The 20,548-nt window shown below is 41.3% G+C and carries 20 protein-coding genes; 9 read left to right on the top strand and 11 right to left on the bottom strand.

Annotated features, from left to right (window positions below; all coding sequences use genetic code 11):
* Positions 1-72: 72 nt before the first annotated feature.
* The 5 genes from KXQ82_RS12115 to KXQ82_RS12095 form a co-directional block, all read right to left on the bottom strand.
* Complete coding sequence (locus KXQ82_RS12115) at positions 73-690, bottom strand: ABC transporter ATP-binding protein (RefSeq protein ID WP_219488638.1); 618 nt, start codon at positions 688-690, stop codon at positions 73-75.
* 78 nt (positions 691-768) lie between these two features.
* Positions 769-1,551: an acyl-ACP--UDP-N-acetylglucosamine O-acyltransferase gene (gene lpxA / locus KXQ82_RS12110; protein WP_219488637.1), complete on the bottom strand. Its 783-nt coding sequence runs from the start codon at positions 1,549-1,551 to the stop codon at positions 769-771.
* A complete protein-coding gene (locus tag KXQ82_RS12105) occupies positions 1,548-2,954 on the bottom strand; it encodes a bifunctional UDP-3-O-[3-hydroxymyristoyl] N-acetylglucosamine deacetylase/3-hydroxyacyl-ACP dehydratase (RefSeq protein WP_219488636.1) in 1,407 nt (468 codons plus the stop codon). The genes lpxA and KXQ82_RS12105 overlap by 4 nt, the downstream gene beginning before the upstream one ends.
* A gap of 30 nt (positions 2,955-2,984) precedes the next feature.
* Positions 2,985-4,028, bottom strand: coding sequence for a UDP-3-O-(3-hydroxymyristoyl)glucosamine N-acyltransferase (lpxD, locus tag KXQ82_RS12100; protein ID WP_219488635.1), 1,044 nt, complete (start codon positions 4,026-4,028; stop codon positions 2,985-2,987).
* Between the two features lie 65 nt (positions 4,029-4,093).
* Positions 4,094-5,317, bottom strand: a complete 1,224-nt coding sequence (locus tag KXQ82_RS12095) for an HD domain-containing protein (protein WP_219488634.1) — start codon at positions 5,315-5,317, stop codon at positions 4,094-4,096.
* A gap of 136 nt (positions 5,318-5,453) precedes the next feature.
* On the opposite strand from KXQ82_RS12095, the gene porX reads away from it, so the two are divergent.
* Together porX and KXQ82_RS12085 are read left to right on the top strand one after the other, a co-directional pair.
* On the top strand, positions 5,454-7,007 hold the full coding sequence (gene porX, locus KXQ82_RS12090; protein ID WP_219488633.1) for a T9SS response regulator signal transducer PorX: 1,554 nt from the start codon (positions 5,454-5,456) through the stop codon (positions 7,005-7,007).
* Positions 7,008-7,068: 61 nt separating this feature from the next.
* Entirely contained in the window at positions 7,069-7,299 is a 231-nt protein-coding gene (locus KXQ82_RS12085) for a hypothetical protein (RefSeq protein ID WP_219488632.1), read from the top strand.
* Positions 7,300-7,329: 30 nt separating this feature from the next.
* On the opposite strand, the gene KXQ82_RS12080 is transcribed toward KXQ82_RS12085, so the two are convergent.
* The 5 genes from KXQ82_RS12080 to KXQ82_RS12060 all read right to left on the bottom strand — a co-directional run bounded on the left by KXQ82_RS12080 (position 7,330) and on the right by KXQ82_RS12060 (position 11,006).
* A complete protein-coding gene (locus KXQ82_RS12080; protein ID WP_369412441.1) occupies positions 7,330-7,767 on the bottom strand; it encodes a luciferase domain-containing protein in 438 nt (145 codons plus the stop codon).
* The gene (locus tag KXQ82_RS12075; protein ID WP_219488631.1) at positions 7,754-8,518 is read right to left on the bottom strand and encodes an SRPBCC family protein; all 765 of its coding nucleotides are present in this window, start codon (positions 8,516-8,518) and stop codon (positions 7,754-7,756) included. The genes KXQ82_RS12080 and KXQ82_RS12075 overlap by 14 nt, the downstream gene beginning before the upstream one ends.
* A 172-nt stretch (positions 8,519-8,690) precedes the next feature.
* The gene (locus KXQ82_RS12070) at positions 8,691-9,617 is read right to left on the bottom strand and encodes a TIGR01777 family oxidoreductase (protein ID WP_219488630.1); all 927 of its coding nucleotides are present in this window, start codon (positions 9,615-9,617) and stop codon (positions 8,691-8,693) included.
* Positions 9,618-9,622: 5 nt separating this feature from the next.
* The gene (locus KXQ82_RS12065; RefSeq protein ID WP_219488629.1) at positions 9,623-10,444 is read right to left on the bottom strand and encodes a DUF393 domain-containing protein; all 822 of its coding nucleotides are present in this window, start codon (positions 10,442-10,444) and stop codon (positions 9,623-9,625) included.
* Between the two features lie 55 nt (positions 10,445-10,499).
* Positions 10,500-11,006 (bottom strand): GbsR/MarR family transcriptional regulator, encoded by a 507-nt coding sequence (locus KXQ82_RS12060; RefSeq protein WP_219488628.1) that lies wholly within the window; start codon positions 11,004-11,006, stop codon positions 10,500-10,502.
* Between the two features lie 272 nt (positions 11,007-11,278).
* On the opposite strand from KXQ82_RS12060, the gene tsaE reads away from it, so the two are divergent.
* The 4 genes from tsaE to KXQ82_RS12040 all read left to right on the top strand — a co-directional run bounded on the left by tsaE (position 11,279) and on the right by KXQ82_RS12040 (position 15,312).
* Complete coding sequence (gene tsaE, locus KXQ82_RS12055) at positions 11,279-11,686, top strand: tRNA (adenosine(37)-N6)-threonylcarbamoyltransferase complex ATPase subunit type 1 TsaE (RefSeq protein ID WP_219488627.1); 408 nt, start codon at positions 11,279-11,281, stop codon at positions 11,684-11,686.
* Positions 11,687-11,724: 38 nt separating this feature from the next.
* Complete coding sequence (locus tag KXQ82_RS12050; protein ID WP_219488626.1) at positions 11,725-12,951, top strand: alanine dehydrogenase; 1,227 nt, start codon at positions 11,725-11,727, stop codon at positions 12,949-12,951.
* Between the two features lie 65 nt (positions 12,952-13,016).
* Positions 13,017-13,985: a YihY/virulence factor BrkB family protein gene (locus tag KXQ82_RS12045; protein WP_255563633.1), complete on the top strand. Its 969-nt coding sequence runs from the start codon at positions 13,017-13,019 to the stop codon at positions 13,983-13,985.
* 85 nt (positions 13,986-14,070) lie between these two features.
* Complete coding sequence (locus tag KXQ82_RS12040; protein WP_219488625.1) at positions 14,071-15,312, top strand: aspartyl protease family protein; 1,242 nt, start codon at positions 14,071-14,073, stop codon at positions 15,310-15,312.
* 4 nt (positions 15,313-15,316) lie between these two features.
* On the opposite strand, the gene KXQ82_RS12035 is transcribed toward KXQ82_RS12040, so the two are convergent.
* Positions 15,317-15,583 (bottom strand): hypothetical protein, encoded by a 267-nt coding sequence (locus KXQ82_RS12035; protein ID WP_219488624.1) that lies wholly within the window; start codon positions 15,581-15,583, stop codon positions 15,317-15,319.
* A gap of 272 nt (positions 15,584-15,855) precedes the next feature.
* Between KXQ82_RS12035 and KXQ82_RS12030 the strand changes: the two genes are divergently transcribed.
* The 3 genes from KXQ82_RS12030 to KXQ82_RS12020 all read left to right on the top strand — a co-directional run bounded on the left by KXQ82_RS12030 (position 15,856) and on the right by KXQ82_RS12020 (position 20,541).
* Positions 15,856-18,786, top strand: a complete 2,931-nt coding sequence (locus KXQ82_RS12030; protein ID WP_219488623.1) for an outer membrane beta-barrel protein — start codon at positions 15,856-15,858, stop codon at positions 18,784-18,786.
* A gap of 42 nt (positions 18,787-18,828) precedes the next feature.
* Positions 18,829-19,488 (top strand): ligase-associated DNA damage response endonuclease PdeM, encoded by a 660-nt coding sequence (gene pdeM, locus KXQ82_RS12025; RefSeq protein WP_219488622.1) that lies wholly within the window; start codon positions 18,829-18,831, stop codon positions 19,486-19,488.
* A 267-nt stretch (positions 19,489-19,755) separates the two neighbouring features.
* Complete coding sequence (locus KXQ82_RS12020) at positions 19,756-20,541, top strand: succinate dehydrogenase cytochrome b subunit (RefSeq protein ID WP_219488621.1); 786 nt, start codon at positions 19,756-19,758, stop codon at positions 20,539-20,541.
* Positions 20,542-20,548: the final 7 nt, after the last annotated feature.

Raw genomic sequence — 20,548 nt, 5'->3', positions numbered from 1 at the left:
GCAAACTTAGGTACTTGCATTGAAAGTTACAAGCGGCCCGCTCTAAATCTAACCCGGGAGGGCAGACTAAGGTTATTTATAATCGGTAATGTTTAGCAGGTGTTTACAAAACCCGTACTCTTGTGGTTGATTGGAGCAAATGATGGTGAGACGGTTAGCTGCGTATTTTTCAATAAGGCTAAGATACCAGTCAACACCCTGCTTATCTAAATTTGATGTGGGTTCATCTAACATCAGCATGGCCGTATCTGAGCAAAAGGCCAGGGCAAGTTTGGTACGCTGTTTCATGCCCGATGAAAAGTATTTGATCATTTTATTGCGGCTGGTTTGCAGGCCAAGCAAGTCAACAATGGCACTTCTATCCAGGCCCACACCATAACCTTTGAATTTGAAATGAAAGTCGATCATTTCTTCCAATGTAAAGTCTTCTATTAATTCCAGATAAGGCGTTGCCAGGCTCAACGAGCTATAAGCCGATTCGACAGCAACCGGTGTGTTGTTATTTGTGTAGGTAATTGTTCCGGCAGATGGGGCCAGGCTTCCTGTTAATACCTGCAGTAAAGTTGATTTACCTGAGCCGTTAGGCCCAAGAATAGCATAGGCATTATCATCTTCAAAAGAATAATCAACCCCTTTAAATATCCATTCGCGGTTAAACCTACGGCCTATATTTTGGAGGGAGATCTGCATTTGGTTGTTAGTTATTATGTTGTTGAGTTGTTAGGTTATTGAACAAGCAACAACGTAATAACCAATAACTCGACAACTTTATTGATTACCAAATCCCTTCATGATACCGCGGTTGGAGTTACGGATAAAATCCAGTATCTCATCGCGTATCTCGGTGGGTTGGCGTTCGGCTTCAATAATATCAAGGGCGTTGCTAAAGTTGTGTTTCTTTACAAATATGGTACGATAGATATCTTGAATTTCATTGATCTGATCGGAAGAGTAACCACGGCGGCGTAAACCAACCGAGTTGATACCAACGTATGATAGCGGCTCGCGGGCAGCTTTAACATACGGGGGAACATCTTTCCGCACCAGCGAACCACCTGTTACAAACGCATGCGAACCTACGTGTACAAATTGGTGTATAGCTACCATACCCGCCAAAACCACATAATCGCCAATGGTAACATGGCCGGCTAAAGTGGTGTTGTTAGAGAAGATACAGTTGTTGCCAACCATACAATCATGGGCAACGTGGCAGTATGCCATAATAAGGCAGTTATTACCTATTGATGTTTTCCAACGATCTTTAGTACCACGGTTAATGGTTACGCATTCGCGGATGGTAGTGTTATCGCCAATTTCAACAGTGGTTTCTTCGCCGTTAAATTTCAGGTCCTGCGGAACACCCGATATAACAGCGCCCGGAAATATGCGGCAGTTTTTGCCGATACGCGCGCCATTCATAATGCAAACGCCGGGGCCAATCCACGTACCTTCGCCTATAACAACATCTTTATCAATGGTTACAAAGGGTTCAATAACTACGTTGTCGGCTATTTTAGCCTGTGGATGTATATATGCTAACGGTTGGATCATGCTTCTAAACCTTTTACTTTAACTATTTGTGCCATTAACTCTGCCTCAACAACAATGCGCTCTCCTACCATACCCACACCCCTCATTTGCGCTATGCCGCGACGAATTGGTTGAAGCAAGTTACAATAAAATATTAAAGTGTCGCCCGGCACTACTTTACTTTTAAAGCGGGCATTCTCTATTTTAAGGAATAAGGTAAGATAATTTTCAGGATCGGGTACTGTGTTCAGTACCAAAATACCACCTGTTTGTACCATTGCCTCAATCTGTAATACACCCGGGAATATAGGTGAGCCAGGGAAATGGCCCATAAACAGATCTTCGTTCATGGTAACATTTTTTAGGCCAACCACGTGAGTTTTTGATAGTTCGAGTATTTTATCAACCATTAAAAACGGCCAGCGGTGCGGCAGCATGTTCATGATCTGAACGGTATCGTAAACCGGTTTAGCGTTCGAGTCGTAAACCTTGAAGTGCTTGCGGCTGCGTTCTTTTTTAATGATAGCCTTTATTTTTTTAGCGAAGGCCACGTTGGCGGCATGGCCGGGGCGCGCTGCCATAATATGGCCCTTAATAGGTACACCAACCAAGGCCAGATCACCTATCATATCCAATAGTTTGTGGCGGGCAGGCTCGTTTTGGTGGCGAAGCTCAATGTTATTTAATATGCCTTGTGGGGCAACATCAATATCTTTACGGTTAAACAGCTTTGCCAGGTGGTCTAATTCGCCCGGGTTAACGTGTTTATCAACTACAACGATGGCGTTATTTAAATCGCCGCCTTTTATCAGGTCGTGCTTTAACAGCATTTCCAGCTCGTGTAAAAAGCAGAAGGTACGGCTCGATGCGATCTCTTTTTTAAACTCGGAGATGGTAGAGATACTGGCATGCTGGCTACCCAATACCGGCGAGTTGTAATCAACCATGCAGGTAAAGCGGTAATCATCTAAAGGCATAGCAACCATATCAACCTTACGGTCGGGCTCTGAATAATGGATATTATCTGTAATATGATAGTATTCACGGTCGGCATCCTGCTCCATAAAACCGATTTCCAATATCGCGTCAACAAACATAATAGAACTGCCATCCATTATCGGTGTTTCGGGGCCATCTAAATCGATCAATACATTATCGATCTCCAGGCCAACTAAAGCCGCTAAAACGTGTTCAATGGTGCTTACGCTGGCTCCGTTTTGCGATATGGTAGTACCGCGCGATGTGTCGGTCACATTATCTACATCGGCATCAATAACGGGTGAACCTTCAAGGTCTATCCGTCTGAATTTATAGCCATGGTTTTCGGGCGCTGGCCTGAAAGTCATGGTAACGGCTTCGCCTGTATGTAAACCAGTGCCCGAAACGGTAACCTCGGACATGATCGTTCTTTGTTTGGCATTCATAATATTAGTACTCGGGTATTTTGCAATAATTTATTTTACTTCGCTTTTTAAAGCGGAAATTAGCTTTTCTAATTCCACGATCTTTTTTTCCAGATCGGGTAAACGGGTTAATACTACCTGGCTGCGCATGTGATCGGTATAGGCTGTTGCCGGAGCACCTGCCCATTTTTTACCTTCAATATCAATAGAGCGGCTAATGCCCGATTTTGCTTGTATTTGCGTGCCTTTGGCCAATGTGATATGACCAACAATACCAACCTGGCCGCCAATGATACAGTTTTCGGCAATTTTTGAACTGCCCGAAATACCGGTTTGCGCCGCTACTACGGTATTCTCGCCTATCTCTACATTGTGGGCTATCTGAATCAGGTTATCCAACTTAACCCCTTTGCGGATGATGGTTGAACCTAATGTAGCCCGGTCTATGGTAGTATTTGCGCCAACCTCAACATTGTCTTCCAGTATTACGTTTCCTATTTGTGCAACTTTGGTATAGGTACCATCGGGTTGCGGAGCAAAGCCAAAGCCATCGCCACCAATAATTGCCCCCGAGTGAATGATCACCTTGTTACCTATTTGGCAATCAAAGTAAATTTTTACCCCTGCATACAAGGTAACGTTATCGCCAACGATCACATCATCAGCTATATAAGTATTAGGGAATATTTTGCAGTTATCGCCAATAGTAACATTAGGGCCAATATAGGCAAATGCACCTATGTAAGCATTTTTACCAATTTTTGCTGATGGATGAATAAAGCTGGGCTGCTCAATGCCTGTTTTATTCATCTTTATCGTATTGTATTGTTCAAGCAAAACGGTGAAAGCGGTATAAGCATTCTCCACACGGATAAGCGTTGCCGAAACGGTGTCGCTCAAAACAAGGTCGTTGTTTACAATAACCAGCGATGCTTTTGTGGTGTACAAAAACTGCTCATATTTTGGATTGGCCAAAAAGGACAAGGATCCTGGTTCAGCTTCTTCTATCTTAGCTAAGTGATTAACCGACACATTAGCGTCACCTTCTACGGTGCCATTAAGCATCAAACTTATCTGTTGTGCGGTAAATTGCATCGGGCAAATTTAAACGTTAATAATTAAGCAGCAAATTATAATATTATCAGCTATATGGCAATCCATTATAATCCCTTTATATAGCATAATATATATTTTTTTACTGTTTTTGCCAGCGGTTCCAAATTAGAATGATCGCTCGCGGTTGTTATATCCTGTACACTTCCGTCTTTCATCAATATCCTTATACTGCCATCGCCAACCTTATAGGCTTTGTTGGTTATGGTATCTGTAAATACAAAGTACGATGCTTCGTCCTCGTTTACACCATATTGGTCCATGGTCTGTTCAACCAATTCTGCTACAACCTCATCTGTTGGCGGGGTGTTGCTAATTTCTACCTGGTACAGTTTTCTGTTGGTTAGGTTGCGGCATAGGGTTGACAGGATGAAATCATCATGCGCACCCCAAACCTTTATTGCCGACATGATATCCGTATCGTCAAGACTTGCAAAGGTATCTAAATCGGCATTACTATGTATAAATGTCTTTATCTCTATATTATTGTTTAAAAAGTAACTTAATGCAGGCGTTGCAAACAGTTCTTCGCCGGTAAGGGCAAGCTCACGGGCGCGCTCTAATATTTTTGATAAAAGCTGCTCGCCGGCTATTACGGTTTTATGCAGGTATACCTGCCAGTACATTAAGCGGCGGGCCACCAAAAACTTTTCTATCGAGTAAATGCCTTTTTCTTCCACTACCACCTGGTCGTCTTTTACGTTGAGCATTTTGCTGATACGGTCAAAACTGATCACACCTTCTGATACGCCTGTAAAATAGCTGTCGCGGGTAAGGTAATCCATGCGGTCCATATCCAACTGGCTCGATACCAACTGGTGCAGGAATTTTTTATGGTAGTTATCTTTAAAAATATCGATAGCCATGGTAAGCTGCCCGTCGAAGGTTTCATTTAGCCTGTCCATAAACAGGGAAGAAATATCTTCGTGCGAGATACCCTCAACAATGGTTTGCTCCAGCGCGTGCGAGAACGGGCCGTGGCCTATATCATGCAATAAAATAGCGATGGTTACGGCTTCCTGTTCTTCGGGTGTAATGTTGTGCCCTTTGCTTTGGAGGGTTTCTATGGCCATGCCCATCAGGTGCATGGCACCCAAGGCATGATGGAAACGCGTATGTAAGGCACCCGGATAAACCAAATGCGTCATGCCCAGTTGTTTGATGTAACGTAACCTTTGGAAATAAGGATGTTCTATCAGATCGAATATCAGCTCCGACGGGATACTGATAAAGCCGTAAACCGGGTCGTTAATTATCTTCTTTTTGTTCAAGATTAATATTATGCTACAAAAATGTTAAATTTAGGTAAATATTGGCTTTTTTATTTTAGTTAATTTATGTTAATAACCATAATTGTCTGCAACAAAACATAAGTTTACGGGTTAATAAGGTAAATACAAAAATATCATGCAAGATACCACCATTTTATGGGCCGATGATGAAATTGATCTGCTAAAACCACATATATTATTTTTGACCGAAAAGGGCTACAATGTTAAAACCGTTACCAACGGTAATGATGCCTTGGATGTATTTAAGAACAATTATATAGACCTTGTTTTTTTAGATGAGAACATGCCCGGCCTTACGGGATTAGAGACGCTGGCCCAAATAAAAAATTTAAATGCCGATACACCTGTAGTACTCATCACCAAAAATGAGGAAGAGTATTTGATGGAAGATGCCATTGGCTCTAAAATTGACGATTACCTGATAAAACCGGTTAACCCCAAACAGGTATTACTTACCATTAAAAAATTTACCGAAAACAAACGCCTGGTTACCGAAAAAACCACCATGGCCTACCAACAGGATTTTAGGACCTTAGGCATGACCCTTAACGATAACCTGAGCCACCAGGAATGGGTTGATGTTTATAAGAAACTTATTTATTGGGAGCTGGAACTGGAAAAGCTGCAGGATTCGGGAATGCACGAGATTTTGACCATGCAAAAGGCCGAAGCCAATGTGCAGTTTTCTAAGTTTATCGAAAAGAACTATCTGGATTGGGTGAAAAATCCCGATAAAGCGCCAACCTCATCAACACAGTTATTTAAAAAGAAGGTGTTTCCGCAATTGGAGGGCAAAATGCCGGTATTTTTTATCCTGATTGATAACCTGAGGTATGATCAGTACCGTATCATCCACCCGATAATTTCGGAGTATTTCAGGTTGGAGGAAGAGGATACTTACTTTAGTATATTACCTACCGCTACACAATATGCGCGTAATGCCATATTCTCGGGCCTGATGCCTTTGGATATGGAAAAACGCTACCCCGAAATGTGGCAGAACGATGAAGATGAGGGAGGTAAGAATTTATTTGAATCGGAGTTTTTAACCGACCAACTGAAACGCAGCCTGCGTAAAGAATGCAAGCACTCGTACACCAAAATTTTAAATATTGATGAAGGCCGCGCGCTGAACGAAACGGTAAGCAACCTGATGGGGAATGACCTGAACGTGGTGGTTTATAACTTTGTGGATATGCTGAGCCACGCCCGCACGGATATGCAAATGATACGTGAGTTAGCAAGTGACGACGCGGCCTACCGCTCGTTAACGCTATCGTGGTTTGAACACTCGCCACTGTTTGACCTGATCAAGTTTTTATCGACCAAACAGGTTAAGGTGATCATCACTACCGACCATGGTACTATTAAGGTGGGTAACCCCAGCAAAATTGTTGGCGACCGCAATACCAATACCAACCTGCGCTATAAACAAGGCAAAAACCTGAACTATAATGCCAAGGAAGTATTCTACATCCGTAACCCGCACGATGCAATGTTGCCTAAGCTACACCTGAGCTCGAGCTTTGTGTTTGCCAAGGTGGATAACTATTTTGTTTACCCCAACAACTATAACCACTTTGTGAATTTTTATAATGAGACCTTCCAACATGGCGGGATCTCGTTAGAAGAAATGATCATCCCGATAGCTACTTACGGGCCGAAGTAAGATTATGGAAAACGCCAAATTATTAGACGATATTAAAACGGCCCAAGTGATTACTTGAGATATGATTGCTCAAGCTAAAGAGCAAGGAGCGAAAAACTATGAAGCGCTTTATGCTTTGCAAGATGGATTAGAAGCGTTAATCAATGAACTGAAAACAGAAGGGGCAGTGTCTTTTGATCTTTATAATAAATGGAGTAATAAAGTGATGGGTTGGGTATCACGGTATTTTGAAGGGCATCCAATATTGGATAAATTAGTTGATATTGATAATGCCATCAATGTAAAGCGATAAGAATTAGCAATTAAAAAACAGCGATGGGTCTCAAACCCATCGCTGTTTTTTATAATAAGCCATTTTGAGCAGGAGGATAGCATAATCGCTATCCTCTTTTTCTTGAATGTAAAAGGTTATCCAACCCGAATCGGGGAATACATGATGATCACTTACCATCTGCTCTTCCATAAGCTTTCTTTTTTCGACACGGCTAAAACGCATATCTAAAATACCGTTGCCGTGAATGTGCCCTAATTCTTTGCCGAGATAATTGAACTGCATACCGCCATATTTGTGCAGGCCAATGGTAACGCCTTGCCAAGTTGAAAGTTCTGCTTCAATATCATCCATGGCATCCAATATTTCGGGTTTTGTAATGAGCGACCATAGTTTTAACCAGGCATCAAATACCTGGGCAACCAGCGGCACAAACTTTAAAAAGCCAAAGTACTTTACAACAAAACGAAACAGGTTAGTTTTTTTCACTCAGTTCTTTAATATGCTCCATCACACGCAAGTGTACATTCCGGGTAATGCTTTGGGCCCAAATATCATAATACCAAACCGGGAAAACATAGAGTTTATACCAGCTGTTACCCGTCACGGTAGTGGTGCCGTTGCCGTTATCTTTTAATAAAAACTGGCCGCGTTCAATATCAATATGGCCCATTATCTCCGGGTCTCGGGGTTGGTCAATGATATCAAAAGTTAAATCCTTGCCGGGGTCGAAAGATACTATCTTCTCACCAAAAACATAGCCATTGCTGAAGATACATTTACGCCCCGCGCCTTTATAATAGCCTGTAACCGTTGTAGCCATTGGGCTTGGCATACCTATTTGGAACAGCCAAAAGTTGGGCTTTTGCTTTATCGGCTTAAAGGCCACTACGTTTTTCCAAACTTTTGCGGGTGGTGCGTTGATAACGATACTATCGGATACCATATTTTCATACTGGTGTTTGGATAGGGAGTCGGCGATGAAGATGGGCGCTAACAGGCCGAATACGCTAACGTTTAGTGTAATGTTATCTTTTTTAAATATCGCATCACCAATACCTTTTCCAACAATAACAAAACAGAATATGAGTGGTGATACTATGATCAGACAAATTACGCCTTCACCAAGAAAAACAGCACTTAGTACAATAGCGTAAAAGCAGTTTTGTACGCTATACCATAATGATCTCCTGCTTTGTAGTTCGAGTTCTTTCCAAAACCAGGCACTTATCATTCCCATTAGTATCGGGATGATAATAAATTCAGAGAAAATTAGTAGCCCCCCCGTTCTGCGTCGTAATGAAATGAAGAAAAGACGTTGACCCCATTATAAAAAGAGCTACCACGTTGGGTACAATAAACCCTAATTGTGTTTTGGTAAAAATGTTTTTCATGTTGTTGGTGGGTTGAATTTACTTAGAAATACTTAAGATATCCTTGATCGCATGTTCAGCCTCGCTAAACTTAAATTGATAACCAGAATCCAGCAGCCTTTTCGGGATTACCCAACGGCTTTTTAAGATCAGCTCTGTTTCGGTGCCGATGATGATGGCACCTATTTTCAGGAACCATGGAGGAGATGGCAAGCCGAATGGTATACCATACGCTTTGCGGATACAGGCCATAAATTCGGTGTTTTTGAGCGGTACGGGTGCGGTGCAATTGATCACGCCATTCAGATCCGGGTGTTGTAATATCCATTCGGTACATTTGGCAGCATCCTGTTCGTGTACCCAGCTCATGTATTGTTTGCCATCGCCCTGCGGACCACCCATACCGCATTTTACCAGGTTAAGCAGTCGGGGAAAAGCACTATCGCTCAGGCCCAAAACAATACCCATGCGCAGGGCTACTTTGCGGGTTTTAGGAATGTTCACTTCGAAAAATGTTTTCTCCCACACGTTACATACATCTATAGAAAAGCCATAGCCAATGTCGCCGGTTTCTTCGTCCTGCGGGCGGTCTTCGGCGTGGCGGTATATGGTTGCTGATGACAGGTTGATCCACAGTTGTGGCGGGTTTTGTAACTTGGTAACCACTCGGTTCAAAAGCGCGGTTGGTAATACCCGTGATGCCACAATTTCATCGCGATTGACTTGCGTGTAACGGCAATTTACGTTTTTGCCGCAGAGGTTTATTAGCAAGTCGGCACCTTCAAGCTCGTTAGCCCAGTCGCCTTCTGTTTGGCCATCCCAAATCAGGGTTTTGATATGGCCGTTTAGGGCTTTGGTTTTGCGACTTAGGATGATGATCTCATCGGCCAGGTCTTTATAATGATCTGCAAGTACACCACCCAGGTAACCATTACCACCGGCAAGTATGATCTTTTTGTATGTCATGATGTTTAATTTGCTAAATAAATTAAGGCCAAAAGCAATAAACGGTAACAGGCCCAACTGATAGAAAGCGCCCAGCCCAGGCCGAGGAGTTTTGCGCGGCGGATATGCTCTAAAAACATTAACCCGGCTACAGCCATAAAGTAAAGCATATAAACCCAGGCAGGCATTGTAAACCAATGTGCCACTAACAAGGCCGGTAGCAATAACAGCCCCCCTGCAAAAGAGATGGTCATCAGGTTACCGAGGTAGCTCCAAAGCTTGTCTTTAGCAATCACCAAAACAATGACGCCCTGAAAGAACAACTGACCGCCGCAGATAAGGTATTCGCGGTAAGCGGTTCCCTGCGGGAGCAGGCCATGCATTAGATGTACATAAGCGGTTAAAATATATGCAGTAACCAGCCAGGTAAATAGTAAGTAGGCAATACGGTAATGCAGTTTAAAGGTGGGCTGCAGGGCATAGGTGCTTGTTATGGATGGCGGTACAATAACGCGGCGATTGTATGAGATAAAAGCGTAAACCTTAGCCATTACCCAGATAAATGGACCAAAAGCAAACAGGGGTTTTAAAAAAGGCATGGTTGTACCAAAAACTTTAAACAGGCTTTTAATGCCGTAAGTAACCTCGCCGGTGGTATTGTTAATGAGGGCTATCTCGTTAACGGCGCGTTGCCTGTCAACCATGGGACAGGCTTCGGGGGCAAGGTCCTGGTATGCGGTGCGGCCTTCATTGTTCATTATGCCAGTTGATACCAGTGCTTTTGTATAAACGCTGCACATGGGGCACTCGGCATCAAACAGTATCTGGTAATTTTTTAAAGTGGTCATTTTGTTAAAATTAAAGTTTCAGAAAAAATTGAAACATGTATTGGTAAAAAAAGACCTATTTAAAGATCTTGATAATTGAACCCCAAAACCAGCTCTCTTCGGCTTTTAGCATGGTCTCTAAGGTTTTATCTACGTTTTTAGCCAGCTTGTTAATATCTGTAACCGACTGGTTAAATGTTTTGTATGCCGGGTCCTTCGTGTCGCCTTGTACTTTTGTTAATTCATCCAATAATTTAATTACAGGGTCGAGCTCGCGCTTGCGGCGTTCTTTGGCTACCTGGCGTGCAATGTTCCAGGTATTTTTGTCTGCAAAAAAGTACTCTTTACGCTCACCGGCTTTGTGCTGCTTTTCAACCAGTCCCCAACCAATCAGGTCGCGCAGTGTCATGTTGGCATTGCCGCGCGATATACTGAGTGCTTCCATTATTTCTTCGGTTGTCAACGGATCGGGGGTAATCAGCAGCAAGGCATGCACTTGTGCCATGGTGCGGTTAATACCCCATTCGGAGCCTAATTTGCCCCAGGCTTCAATAAATTTTTGTTTTGCTTCTGCCAATTCCATGTACAAATGTAAAGCATCTTTTTAAACTTTCAAAATTTATTGAAAGTTTAATTTAAAAATACGATGATTTTTCTTATATTGTATGATTGGCAAAGCGCATGGAGCGGGAGCGCAAAGGGGGTATGATTTGTTTCTTACTTTTTCCCCCGTGTAAAAAGACTCAAGAATAGAGAATCAGGAATTAAGAAAAAAAGGGATGCTTAAATCCTACTTTATCCCCCCCTGCTATGGGCCAATTGCTGCATAATGAGAAATGATTATTTTTGGGGCGCATGAAATATAGTATTGATAATATTGCAGCTGCTGCAAGGGAGATAATTAACCAGGCAGGTGCAGCAAAGGTTTTCCTGTTCCACGGCGATATGGGCGCAGGCAAAACAACACTGATAAAAGAGCTGTGTAAGGTTTTGGGTACCGATGAGAATATATCGAGCCCTACATTCTCTATTGTTAATGAGTACCGTATCCCGAAAGGTAAAATATATCATTTTGATTTTTACCGGTTAAAGAACCAGGCCGAGGGAATGGATATGGGCTGCGAAGAATACTTTTATAGCGGCGAGTACTGTTTTATTGAATGGCCCGAAAAGATACCCGATCTTTTGCCTGATACGTATCTGGATATCACCATCAGTATTATTGCTGTAGATACGCGCGAAATTCATATCAATAAAAAATAAAATATTTCGTACCTTCATCAGCGGGAAAAAACAGCAATATGAGTTCAGGGAAATTAAGCGGGTTTTCCGACATCGCAAGGCAGGCCATGATGCAGCCGCAGGAGTCGATGCTCGAAGTGAAGAACAAAAAAAACAAGCTTTATATTGGCATACCCCGCGAGGTTTCCTTCCAGGAAAACCGCATCGCTTTAACGCCACTTTCGGTAGCGCTACTTATCCATAACGGGCACGATGTTATTATTGAGAGCAATGCAGGCAAGGCTGCTAACTTTAACGATAAGGATTACAGTGAACAGGGTGCCAGGATAGTTTATGATAACAAAACGGTTTACGAAGCGGATATCATCATCAAAATTTGTCCGCCAACACTGCAGGAAATAGACTTGATGAAGCACAATCAAACGCTTATTTCGGCACTGCAAATCAGTACCATAACCCCCGAATATATAAACGCCCTCCATAATAAAAAGATAACGGCGCTTTGCTTTGAAGACCTGCTTGACGAGGGCGGCTCATTAACTGTAGTGCGCGCGATGAGCGAAATAGTAGGCGCTACATCTATACTGATAGCCGGTGAGTACCTGAGCAATGTATTTGAGGGCAAGGGTTTAATGCTGGGAGGCATAACCGGCGTACCACCAACAGAAATTGTAATATTAGGAGCCGGTACCGTTGGCGAATATGCAGCACGTACAGCCATATCATTGGGGGCACAGGTAAAAGTGTTCGATCCATCCATATACAAACTACGCCGCTTGCAAAATAACATTGGCAGCCGGGTATTTACATCGGTAGTGCAGCCTATTGTGTTAGAAAAGGCCATTACTACTTGCGACGTTGCCATTGGCGCCATGCGTGCAGAATCTGGCCGCAGCCCCTGCATTGTATCAGAAAGTACGGTGAGCAAAATGAAGCCTAACTCGGTTATTATTGATGTGAGTATTGACCAGGGCGGCTGCTTTGAAACATCAGAAATTACCAACCACACACACCCGGTTTTCCGGAAATACGATGTGATACATTATTGTGTGCCCAACATCGCATCACGCGTTGCACGTACTGCAACCTACGCGCTAACCAATATTTTTACACCCATATTATTGGATATAGGCGAACATGGAGGATTGAAAAATGTGATATGGGAAAAAATGGGTGTGCGCAGCGCCGTGTACATTTACCAGGGCCATTTAACCAATAAGCACATAGCCGAGCGTTTTAATATCCCTTGCAAAGACCTCGACCTGCTTATCGTTTCGCACCGTTAACTACATTTTACTTGTGCAGAACTATTTAGCCCTTGTGTGGTTATTGCTATAATACGTTTTGTTGTATGATGATATTTTCGAAAAAATGGTTTCAAACAGCCGGTAAGTTATTGTGGGCCACCATAAACGGTTTTATTAACGATAATGGCTTAAAATACAGTGCTTCGCTGGCTTATTACACGGTGTTTTCTATAGCGCCGCTTATGTTACTGCTGGCTTTTATTGTAAGCCTTTATTTTGGCCACGATGCTTTTACCGGCCAGATATATCCTCAACTAAAAGGATTTATCGGCGCCGATGCCGCAGCTCAAATTCAAAACATGATAAAGAGCATAGAGCTTGGCAAATCAACCCTGACAGTTATTTTAGGTATTATTACTGTTGTTGTAGGCGCAACCGGTGTTTTTTTAGATATGCAAGACTCGCTTAATATTATTTGGCGCGTTAAGGCCAAACCTAAACGTGGCTGGGTAAAAATGCTATTGAACAGGGTGCTATCATTTTCATTGGTTATAAGTCTGGGTTTTTTAATGTTGGTAACTCTTATTATCAATACAGTTGTTGATGCATTAAGCCAAAGGTTAAGCCATTATTTTCATGAGGCTACGGTATTGATTTTTAATGTAATCAACCTTGCCATTACGTTTTTGGTTACCATGGTATTATTTGCAATTATATTTAAATTTTTGCCCGATGTTAAAATAAAATGGAATAATGTTAGGGTGGGCTCATTTTTTACCGCAGGCCTTTTTATATTGGGTAAATACCTTATTGGTATATATATCGCATCGAGTAGTTTGAATACTACTTATGGTGCCGCAGGGTCACTCATTGTAATATTTGTATGGATATACTATACATCGGCCTTGTTGTATATGGGGGCTGAGTTTACACAGGTTTATACCGAATACAAGTGCGATAAAATAGAACCGGCCGATTATGCAGTTAGCGTTGTGCAAAAAGAAATTGAACATGTGGTAGATGAATTACCGGCACAAAACCCTGAAATAAAAAAGGCTTCGGAGAGTAGTTAAACCCCTGACAGCCAAAATCAAATTACAGTTAAATTACCATTAATTTATTTAATTGTTCGTAACTTTATAATCCAATTATAAAGTTTTGAAACAGGTATTTAAACGACTAAGCATTGTTCGTATACTTTTTAGTATATACCTGCTGCTCTATGCTTTACCTGTACTATCACAATCTTTCACTATTAACAATAATAGAAAACGGGTTAATATACCATTTAAGCTGATAAGGAGTATGATGGTGGTTCAGCTAACCATTAATAACAAAGGGCCGTTTAATTTTGTACTTGATACCGGGGTGGGCTTAGTTATCATTACTGATCCAACCCTGATCGATTCGCTTGGCTTTATACACAAACGGTTAATAAAAATAGCCGGTTTAGGTAATGGTGATGATTATGAAGCATACGTAACCCCATCGCTAAATATCAAATTTCCGGATATTACCGGCGAAGGTATTTCGGCAGCTATCCTGAAAAAAGAGCAATTCAATTTATCGAGTTATGCCGGTATGCCCATTCACGGATTAATTGGGTATGAGTTTTTTAACAGTTTTGCCGTTAAAATAAACTTTTCGGATAGCACATTAACCGTTGGCGAATTAAAAAACATCAGGGTTTTTAACAAAAGCAATAAGCTGCCCATTACAATAGAAGACCATAAGCCTTACCTTAACACTAACGTAAAATTTACAGATGGTCAACAATCAAAATGTAAGGTGGTAATAGACCTTGGTGCAGGCCATGCGTTGCTCCTCGAAAACCAATCGGGCCAAAACTACCTCCATACACAAAAGGTGATATCGGCAAATCTGGGTGTGGGTTTAACCGGGCCTATTACCGGTGTTTTAAGCAGGATAAACGAAATACAACTGGGAAATTATAAGCTAAAAGATATTATTACGTCATTCCCCGATGAAGATTCGACAAAACAGGCTGTAACTGTTAAGCGTGATGGGAACCTGGGATTAAATATTTTGAAAAAATTTAACATGATAATTGATTATGAAAGCAATTCCATGTACTTAAAGGCGAACAGCCATTTTAACGACCCCTTTGAACACGATATGAGCGGCATGGAATATTATGCCGATGGTCCGGATCTGAAACATATTATAATTAACCGCGTTGAGCATGATTCGCCTGCAGATGAGGTAGGCCTGGAATGCGGAGATGAAATAGTATCTATAAATTTTAAGCCAACCCATACCATGACCGTTGAGGAAATTGACGCCATTTTCCAATCAAGAACAGACCGAACACTATTACTCGAAATAGCACGCCACGATAAGCGTGACCATGTAATATTAAAGTTAAAAAGGCGGATATAACGCCCTACTTTAATTGGCTTAGATTTTCAAAAAAAGCACTTTGCAGATCAAGTAACGAACGCACCTTTATTTTTTCGCCATAATTATCAAAGCAAACAAACTCCGACCTTGAATCGTGATTAAATTGTTCAATAAAATTGAACGTTTTGAAAAAATAGTGGTTAATGGTAACATCCTTATTTTTTAATCTTTCCGAAAAATTGAGGTTAAACCCTATGGAATCCATCCATTGATGCACTTTTGAGTGTAATGATATGCTTATGTTGCTCATAACTGTTTTTTACACCAAAGCATCTAAAAACCATGCCATATATGTAGTTAACGTTAATTAATTTTAACACATTTGTTAATAATCATTAAGCATTCGCACTTGTATTATTGTTTGTAAAAGATAGTGTAATAGGTTTTTTACCCCTGTTATTTGTAACAATCGTATGATTTATGGTTAATTATGATAAAGTTGTTCGACTTTTGCTGCACAAAAATTAATCGCTTAATCCCTGATTTTGTTTAAGGTTGAGCCTGATAATTTACAAACATTATATGAAGTCATTAATATTACTTAGCTTTTTAGCTCTTTGTCTATCTTTTAATAGCTATGCCCAGTCGTCAAGAGACGTTAAGGGTGTTGTAGCAGATACAACCAAGCAAACCGTGCCGGGTGCAATTGTAAAACTGAAGTCATCTGTTGATAGCATGATCGTCACTACCGACATGAATGGTGTTTTTACTTTTCACGGTGTAAAAGGCAAGCAATTTATTTTAACTATTGCCTCCATTGGTTACGATCCGCTTCAGCGTAAATACACATTAGATAACGACACCAAACCAGCTAATATTGGCACTATCTTATTAAAGATATCATCCAAAATGTTGGGGCCCGTTAACATTGTTGATGTTAACGCGGTAAAAGTTACTGCCGATACAACAGAATACCGAGCAAGCGCGTACCCGGTAAGGGCCAATGCAACTGCCGAAGAAATGATCAAAAAAATGCCCGGGGTAGATGTGGATGCCAGTGGTAATGTTACCGCTCAAGGCCAATCTGTAGCAGGTGTGCGTATTAATGGTAAAGATTATTTTGGCGGCGATGTTAAAACAGCAACACAAAACTTGCCTGCCGATATATTGGAAAGTGTACAAATGATTGATGATTACGGCGACCAGGCAAATCTTACCGGTATCCGTACCGGTACACCCCGTAAAATAATGAACTTTGTTGTACGCAAGGATAAAAACTACGGCTATACACTCTCAGCTACTGGTGGCGATGGTGCTGATGCATTACCATCAAACCCGGGTGTAACAAATCAAAACCGCTATTTTGGTGCCTTAAACCTTTTCAAGTTTAAAGGCGATCAGCAATTATCAATATTAGGAAGCATAAACAACACCAACCTGAACACCTTTAGCTTTGGTGGCGGTGGTGGCGGTGGTGGTGGTCGCGGTAACGGCGGCCGTGGTGGCGGCGGCGGTGGTCAAACTTCACCAAATGGCATCACCGATGCTAAATCATTGGGTTTAAACTTTCGCGATGAGTGGGGTAAGTATTTGTCGGTTTATGGCAGCTATAGCTTTGGCGATAACTCAACATTTACCCAAAGTACCAATGACCAGACTAACTATGGCGTTTCAAACAATCACCAGTTAAGTAACTCAACTGATGGTTTAATAAATCACAGGTTTACCTGGAATATGGAGTTTAAACCGGATACTATCAATTATCTGAAATTTACACCTACGTATTCATATAATGGCACTACTACATCATCTGCTGAGGATAACAGCTTTGTATATGGTGAGGCTACACGGAATAGAATATATAAAACTAATACCATTGGCAATTCAAATTCGTCAAATTATGGCGCTAATTTGCTGTATAACCATCGTTTTAATAGCCATGGCCGTAATTTTAGTGTAAACCTAACAGGTAATTCTGCCCCAAGTTATTCATTTCAAAACCCGGTGAGCGCTTACACTGTAGGCTCAAGTAATGCGCCATTGAACCAAAATATTACGGTTAATAGCCGCACAAACAGTGTGGGCACACAACTATCATACATTGAGCCAATTGGTAAGGTAACTTATCTTGAAGGTACCTATTCGTACAACCACGCGTATACAACTAATGGTAAAGAGGATGATACCCTGGTTTATATAGGCCCAAATCCTACTGCTAACCGGAATAAAGCAGAGTTTTTAAGTAATGATTATAATTCAACATATAATACCAACCGCTTTGGGTTAAATTACCGTATTGTTGAAGCTAAGTATAATTTAACGTTAGGCGCAGGCTACCAATCAGGTGTGCTGGATGGTTTTTCACCGGCTACCGCATCTCAGCCAAGTGTAACTACAAATTTAACCACAAGTAATTTTATCCCAACCATAAGGTTCGTGTATAACTTTAGCCGTAACCAGGCCCTAAACATTAACTATTTTGGTTCGAGCAATTCGCCGAGCTACGCACAGTTAAATCCGCGTTTGGATCTGTCAAACGTTTCATACGCATCATTAGGTGACCCTAACCTGCAGCCGGAGTTTAACAACAGTTATTCTATCCGTTACAACAAATTTGATATCGCTTCGGGTAATATCTTTTTTGTGAACGCCTCGTTTACCCAAACAGATCACAAGATAGTAGCAAACCAGGTTTCTTATCCCGACAAATACACGCCTAACCCACACTTGTCAAATATAATCGAGTACGTTTATGCAAACAGTAATAATTATTATACTGCCAACGGCTTTTTAACATTTGCCAAGCCCTGGGAGAAGCGTAAGTACACATTAATATTTAACGCTAATGGAGGTTACTCAAATGCCGAGTCAACTTCTACAGATGTTAGGGCTGTTACAGGTAGCCCCAATACGTTTACCTCAGTAACAACTCCAAACATAACAACTTCTTTTAGTTTTACGCCTCAGGTAAGGTTTAGGTTCGATATACAGGATGTTATAGATGTACAGGCAAGTGCCGCTTACGGATTTAATAAAACAGACAACACCTCGCCTATAGCAAAAAATCAAAACTTCAGGACTACAACATTAGGTTTAAATGGTAAAAACTATTTCTTTACCAATTATACCTTAAGCTATGATTTTAACAGGACAATTTACGATGGGTACCAGGGTGCAATTAATCCTAATATTTTAAATACGTATATTGAGCGTCGTTTCTTAAAAAACAACATGGCAACTATCCGTGCATCGGTTAGCGATGTGTTTAACCAAAACACGGGTTATACAAACTCAGTATCGGGCCAACAAACAACCATCAGCAATGTTAACCGTTTGGGCCGTTTTTACTTGCTAACCTTAACTATCCGCCTGCAAAAATTTGCGGGGCAGGCACCAATGCAGCAACGTGGCGATGGCCAGGGGCGTGGCGAGCGCGGTAACCGTGGCGATGGTGGTGGCCGGGGCGGCTTTGGCGGTGGTATGGGCGGCGGCGGCTTCGGCGGCATGAACTAAGTAATACTTTGCTAACTTTGCACGATCATATTTTAGTGCAGAATGGCTTGTGATGATTTAGCGTTCAACTTATTAAACCAAACCCTGTTATTGCTTTGCCAAAAAGCTATATACTGGAAAGAAGAAAAAGCTTTAATAGCCGCCGATGTCCATTTAGGCAAAGGCGGCCATTTTCGTAAAGCGGGTATTGCCATTCCGCGAGATCTGGCGCAAGATGATCTTGCTGTATTATCCGATCTTATCCATTCGCAAAAACCCGAAAAACTTATCTTTTTAGGCGATCTGTTCCACAGCGATATGAACTCTGACTGGGACTGGTTCGCGCTGTGGCGACAGCAATTTCCTGAACTGCAAATTATACTTATACGGGGCAATCATGATGTGATACATGATGAACATTACCTGCAATTAAATGTTGAGTTACATGCATCATTAGTCCTTGGTCCATTCCTGATGTTGCACCACCCTTTGCCACCCGAAAAGCTGGCTGATACGAAGGAGTATGTATTGTGCGGACACATACATCCCGGAGTGTTATTGCGCGGCAAAGGCAGGCAATCTGCAACGTTACCATGCTTCGCTTTTGGAAAAATGCAGGGGGTGTTGCCCTCTTTTGGACGATTTACAGGAAAAATCAGCATGTATCACGAAAAAAATGATACCATATTTGGTGTTTTGGCTGATAAAGTGATAAAAGTTTGATAAAATCTGTTTAAAAACCAAAGTTTGTTGATAATAGTTAATTTTTTAATCAAAAAATTAACTATTAGTATGATTTATATCATATTTTGTAGTATATGCATTGTGTAAAGCATCAAAAAACTATGTTTTATATCAGTATTTTCAAGTCAAAAACAGTCAAATTTGTGTAGAATGTTTCTAAATAAGTTTAAAAACGGCAATAAGCTATTTGCATTTATATCTTTTGCTATTAAATAAATACTTTTGAGCAAATAAATCTGAGTAATAATGAGCGATTTTAAACAAACCTTTAACTCTTCATTGGGCAAAAAGCTGATCATGGCTTTAACAGGGTTGTTTCTGTGTACATTTTTAATTGTGCACCTTGGCGGTAACCTGCTGTTGTTTAGTAAGGATGGCGGTTTCGGCTTTAATGTTTACGCCAACTTTTTAACCCATTTTCCACCGGTTGAAGTTGTGGCCTACCTGCTGTACCTGTCTATTATTGTACATGCTGTGTATGCCCTGGTATTAACTATTGGCAACCGCAAAGCAAGGCCTGTAAAATATGCATCATCAAACAACTCGCCTGCATCTGTTTCATCAAAAAATATGGGCTTGTTGGGTTCAATATTGTTGGTGTTTATTGTGATACACATGAGCGATTTTTGGTATAAATACAAATACACCGATACCGTTGCATTTAAAGAGTACCGCACAAACCTTTCATCGGGTATAACTACCGTTTCTGATTTCACCCCAACATCAAAAGATTTTGAACATTCTGTTTCTACCCAGGGCGATGAAGAGGTTGTTCGCGTTAAAGATATACATACTAAGGTTGCCGCAAGTTTTGGCCAGTTATGGTACGTAATTATTTACGTTATTGCTATGGGCGCTTTATCTTTCCACTTGCTGCACGGCTTTCAAAGCGCTTTCAGAACAGTGGGATGGATACACCGCAAATACACACCGGTTATCGAGTTTGTAGGAACCTGGTTGTTCGCGGTAATTATACCGTTAGGCTTCGCGTTGATGCCTCTTGTTTATTATTTCCAATCGTTATCAAAATAAACGGCTA

The organism is Mucilaginibacter rivuli (assembly GCF_019391655.1).
In the GTDB taxonomy this organism is placed as follows: Bacteria; Bacteroidota; Bacteroidia; order Sphingobacteriales; family Sphingobacteriaceae; genus Mucilaginibacter; species Mucilaginibacter rivuli.
Note: the sequence above shows the minus strand (reverse complement) of the source record. Positions and strands in the feature narration are given on the sequence as shown.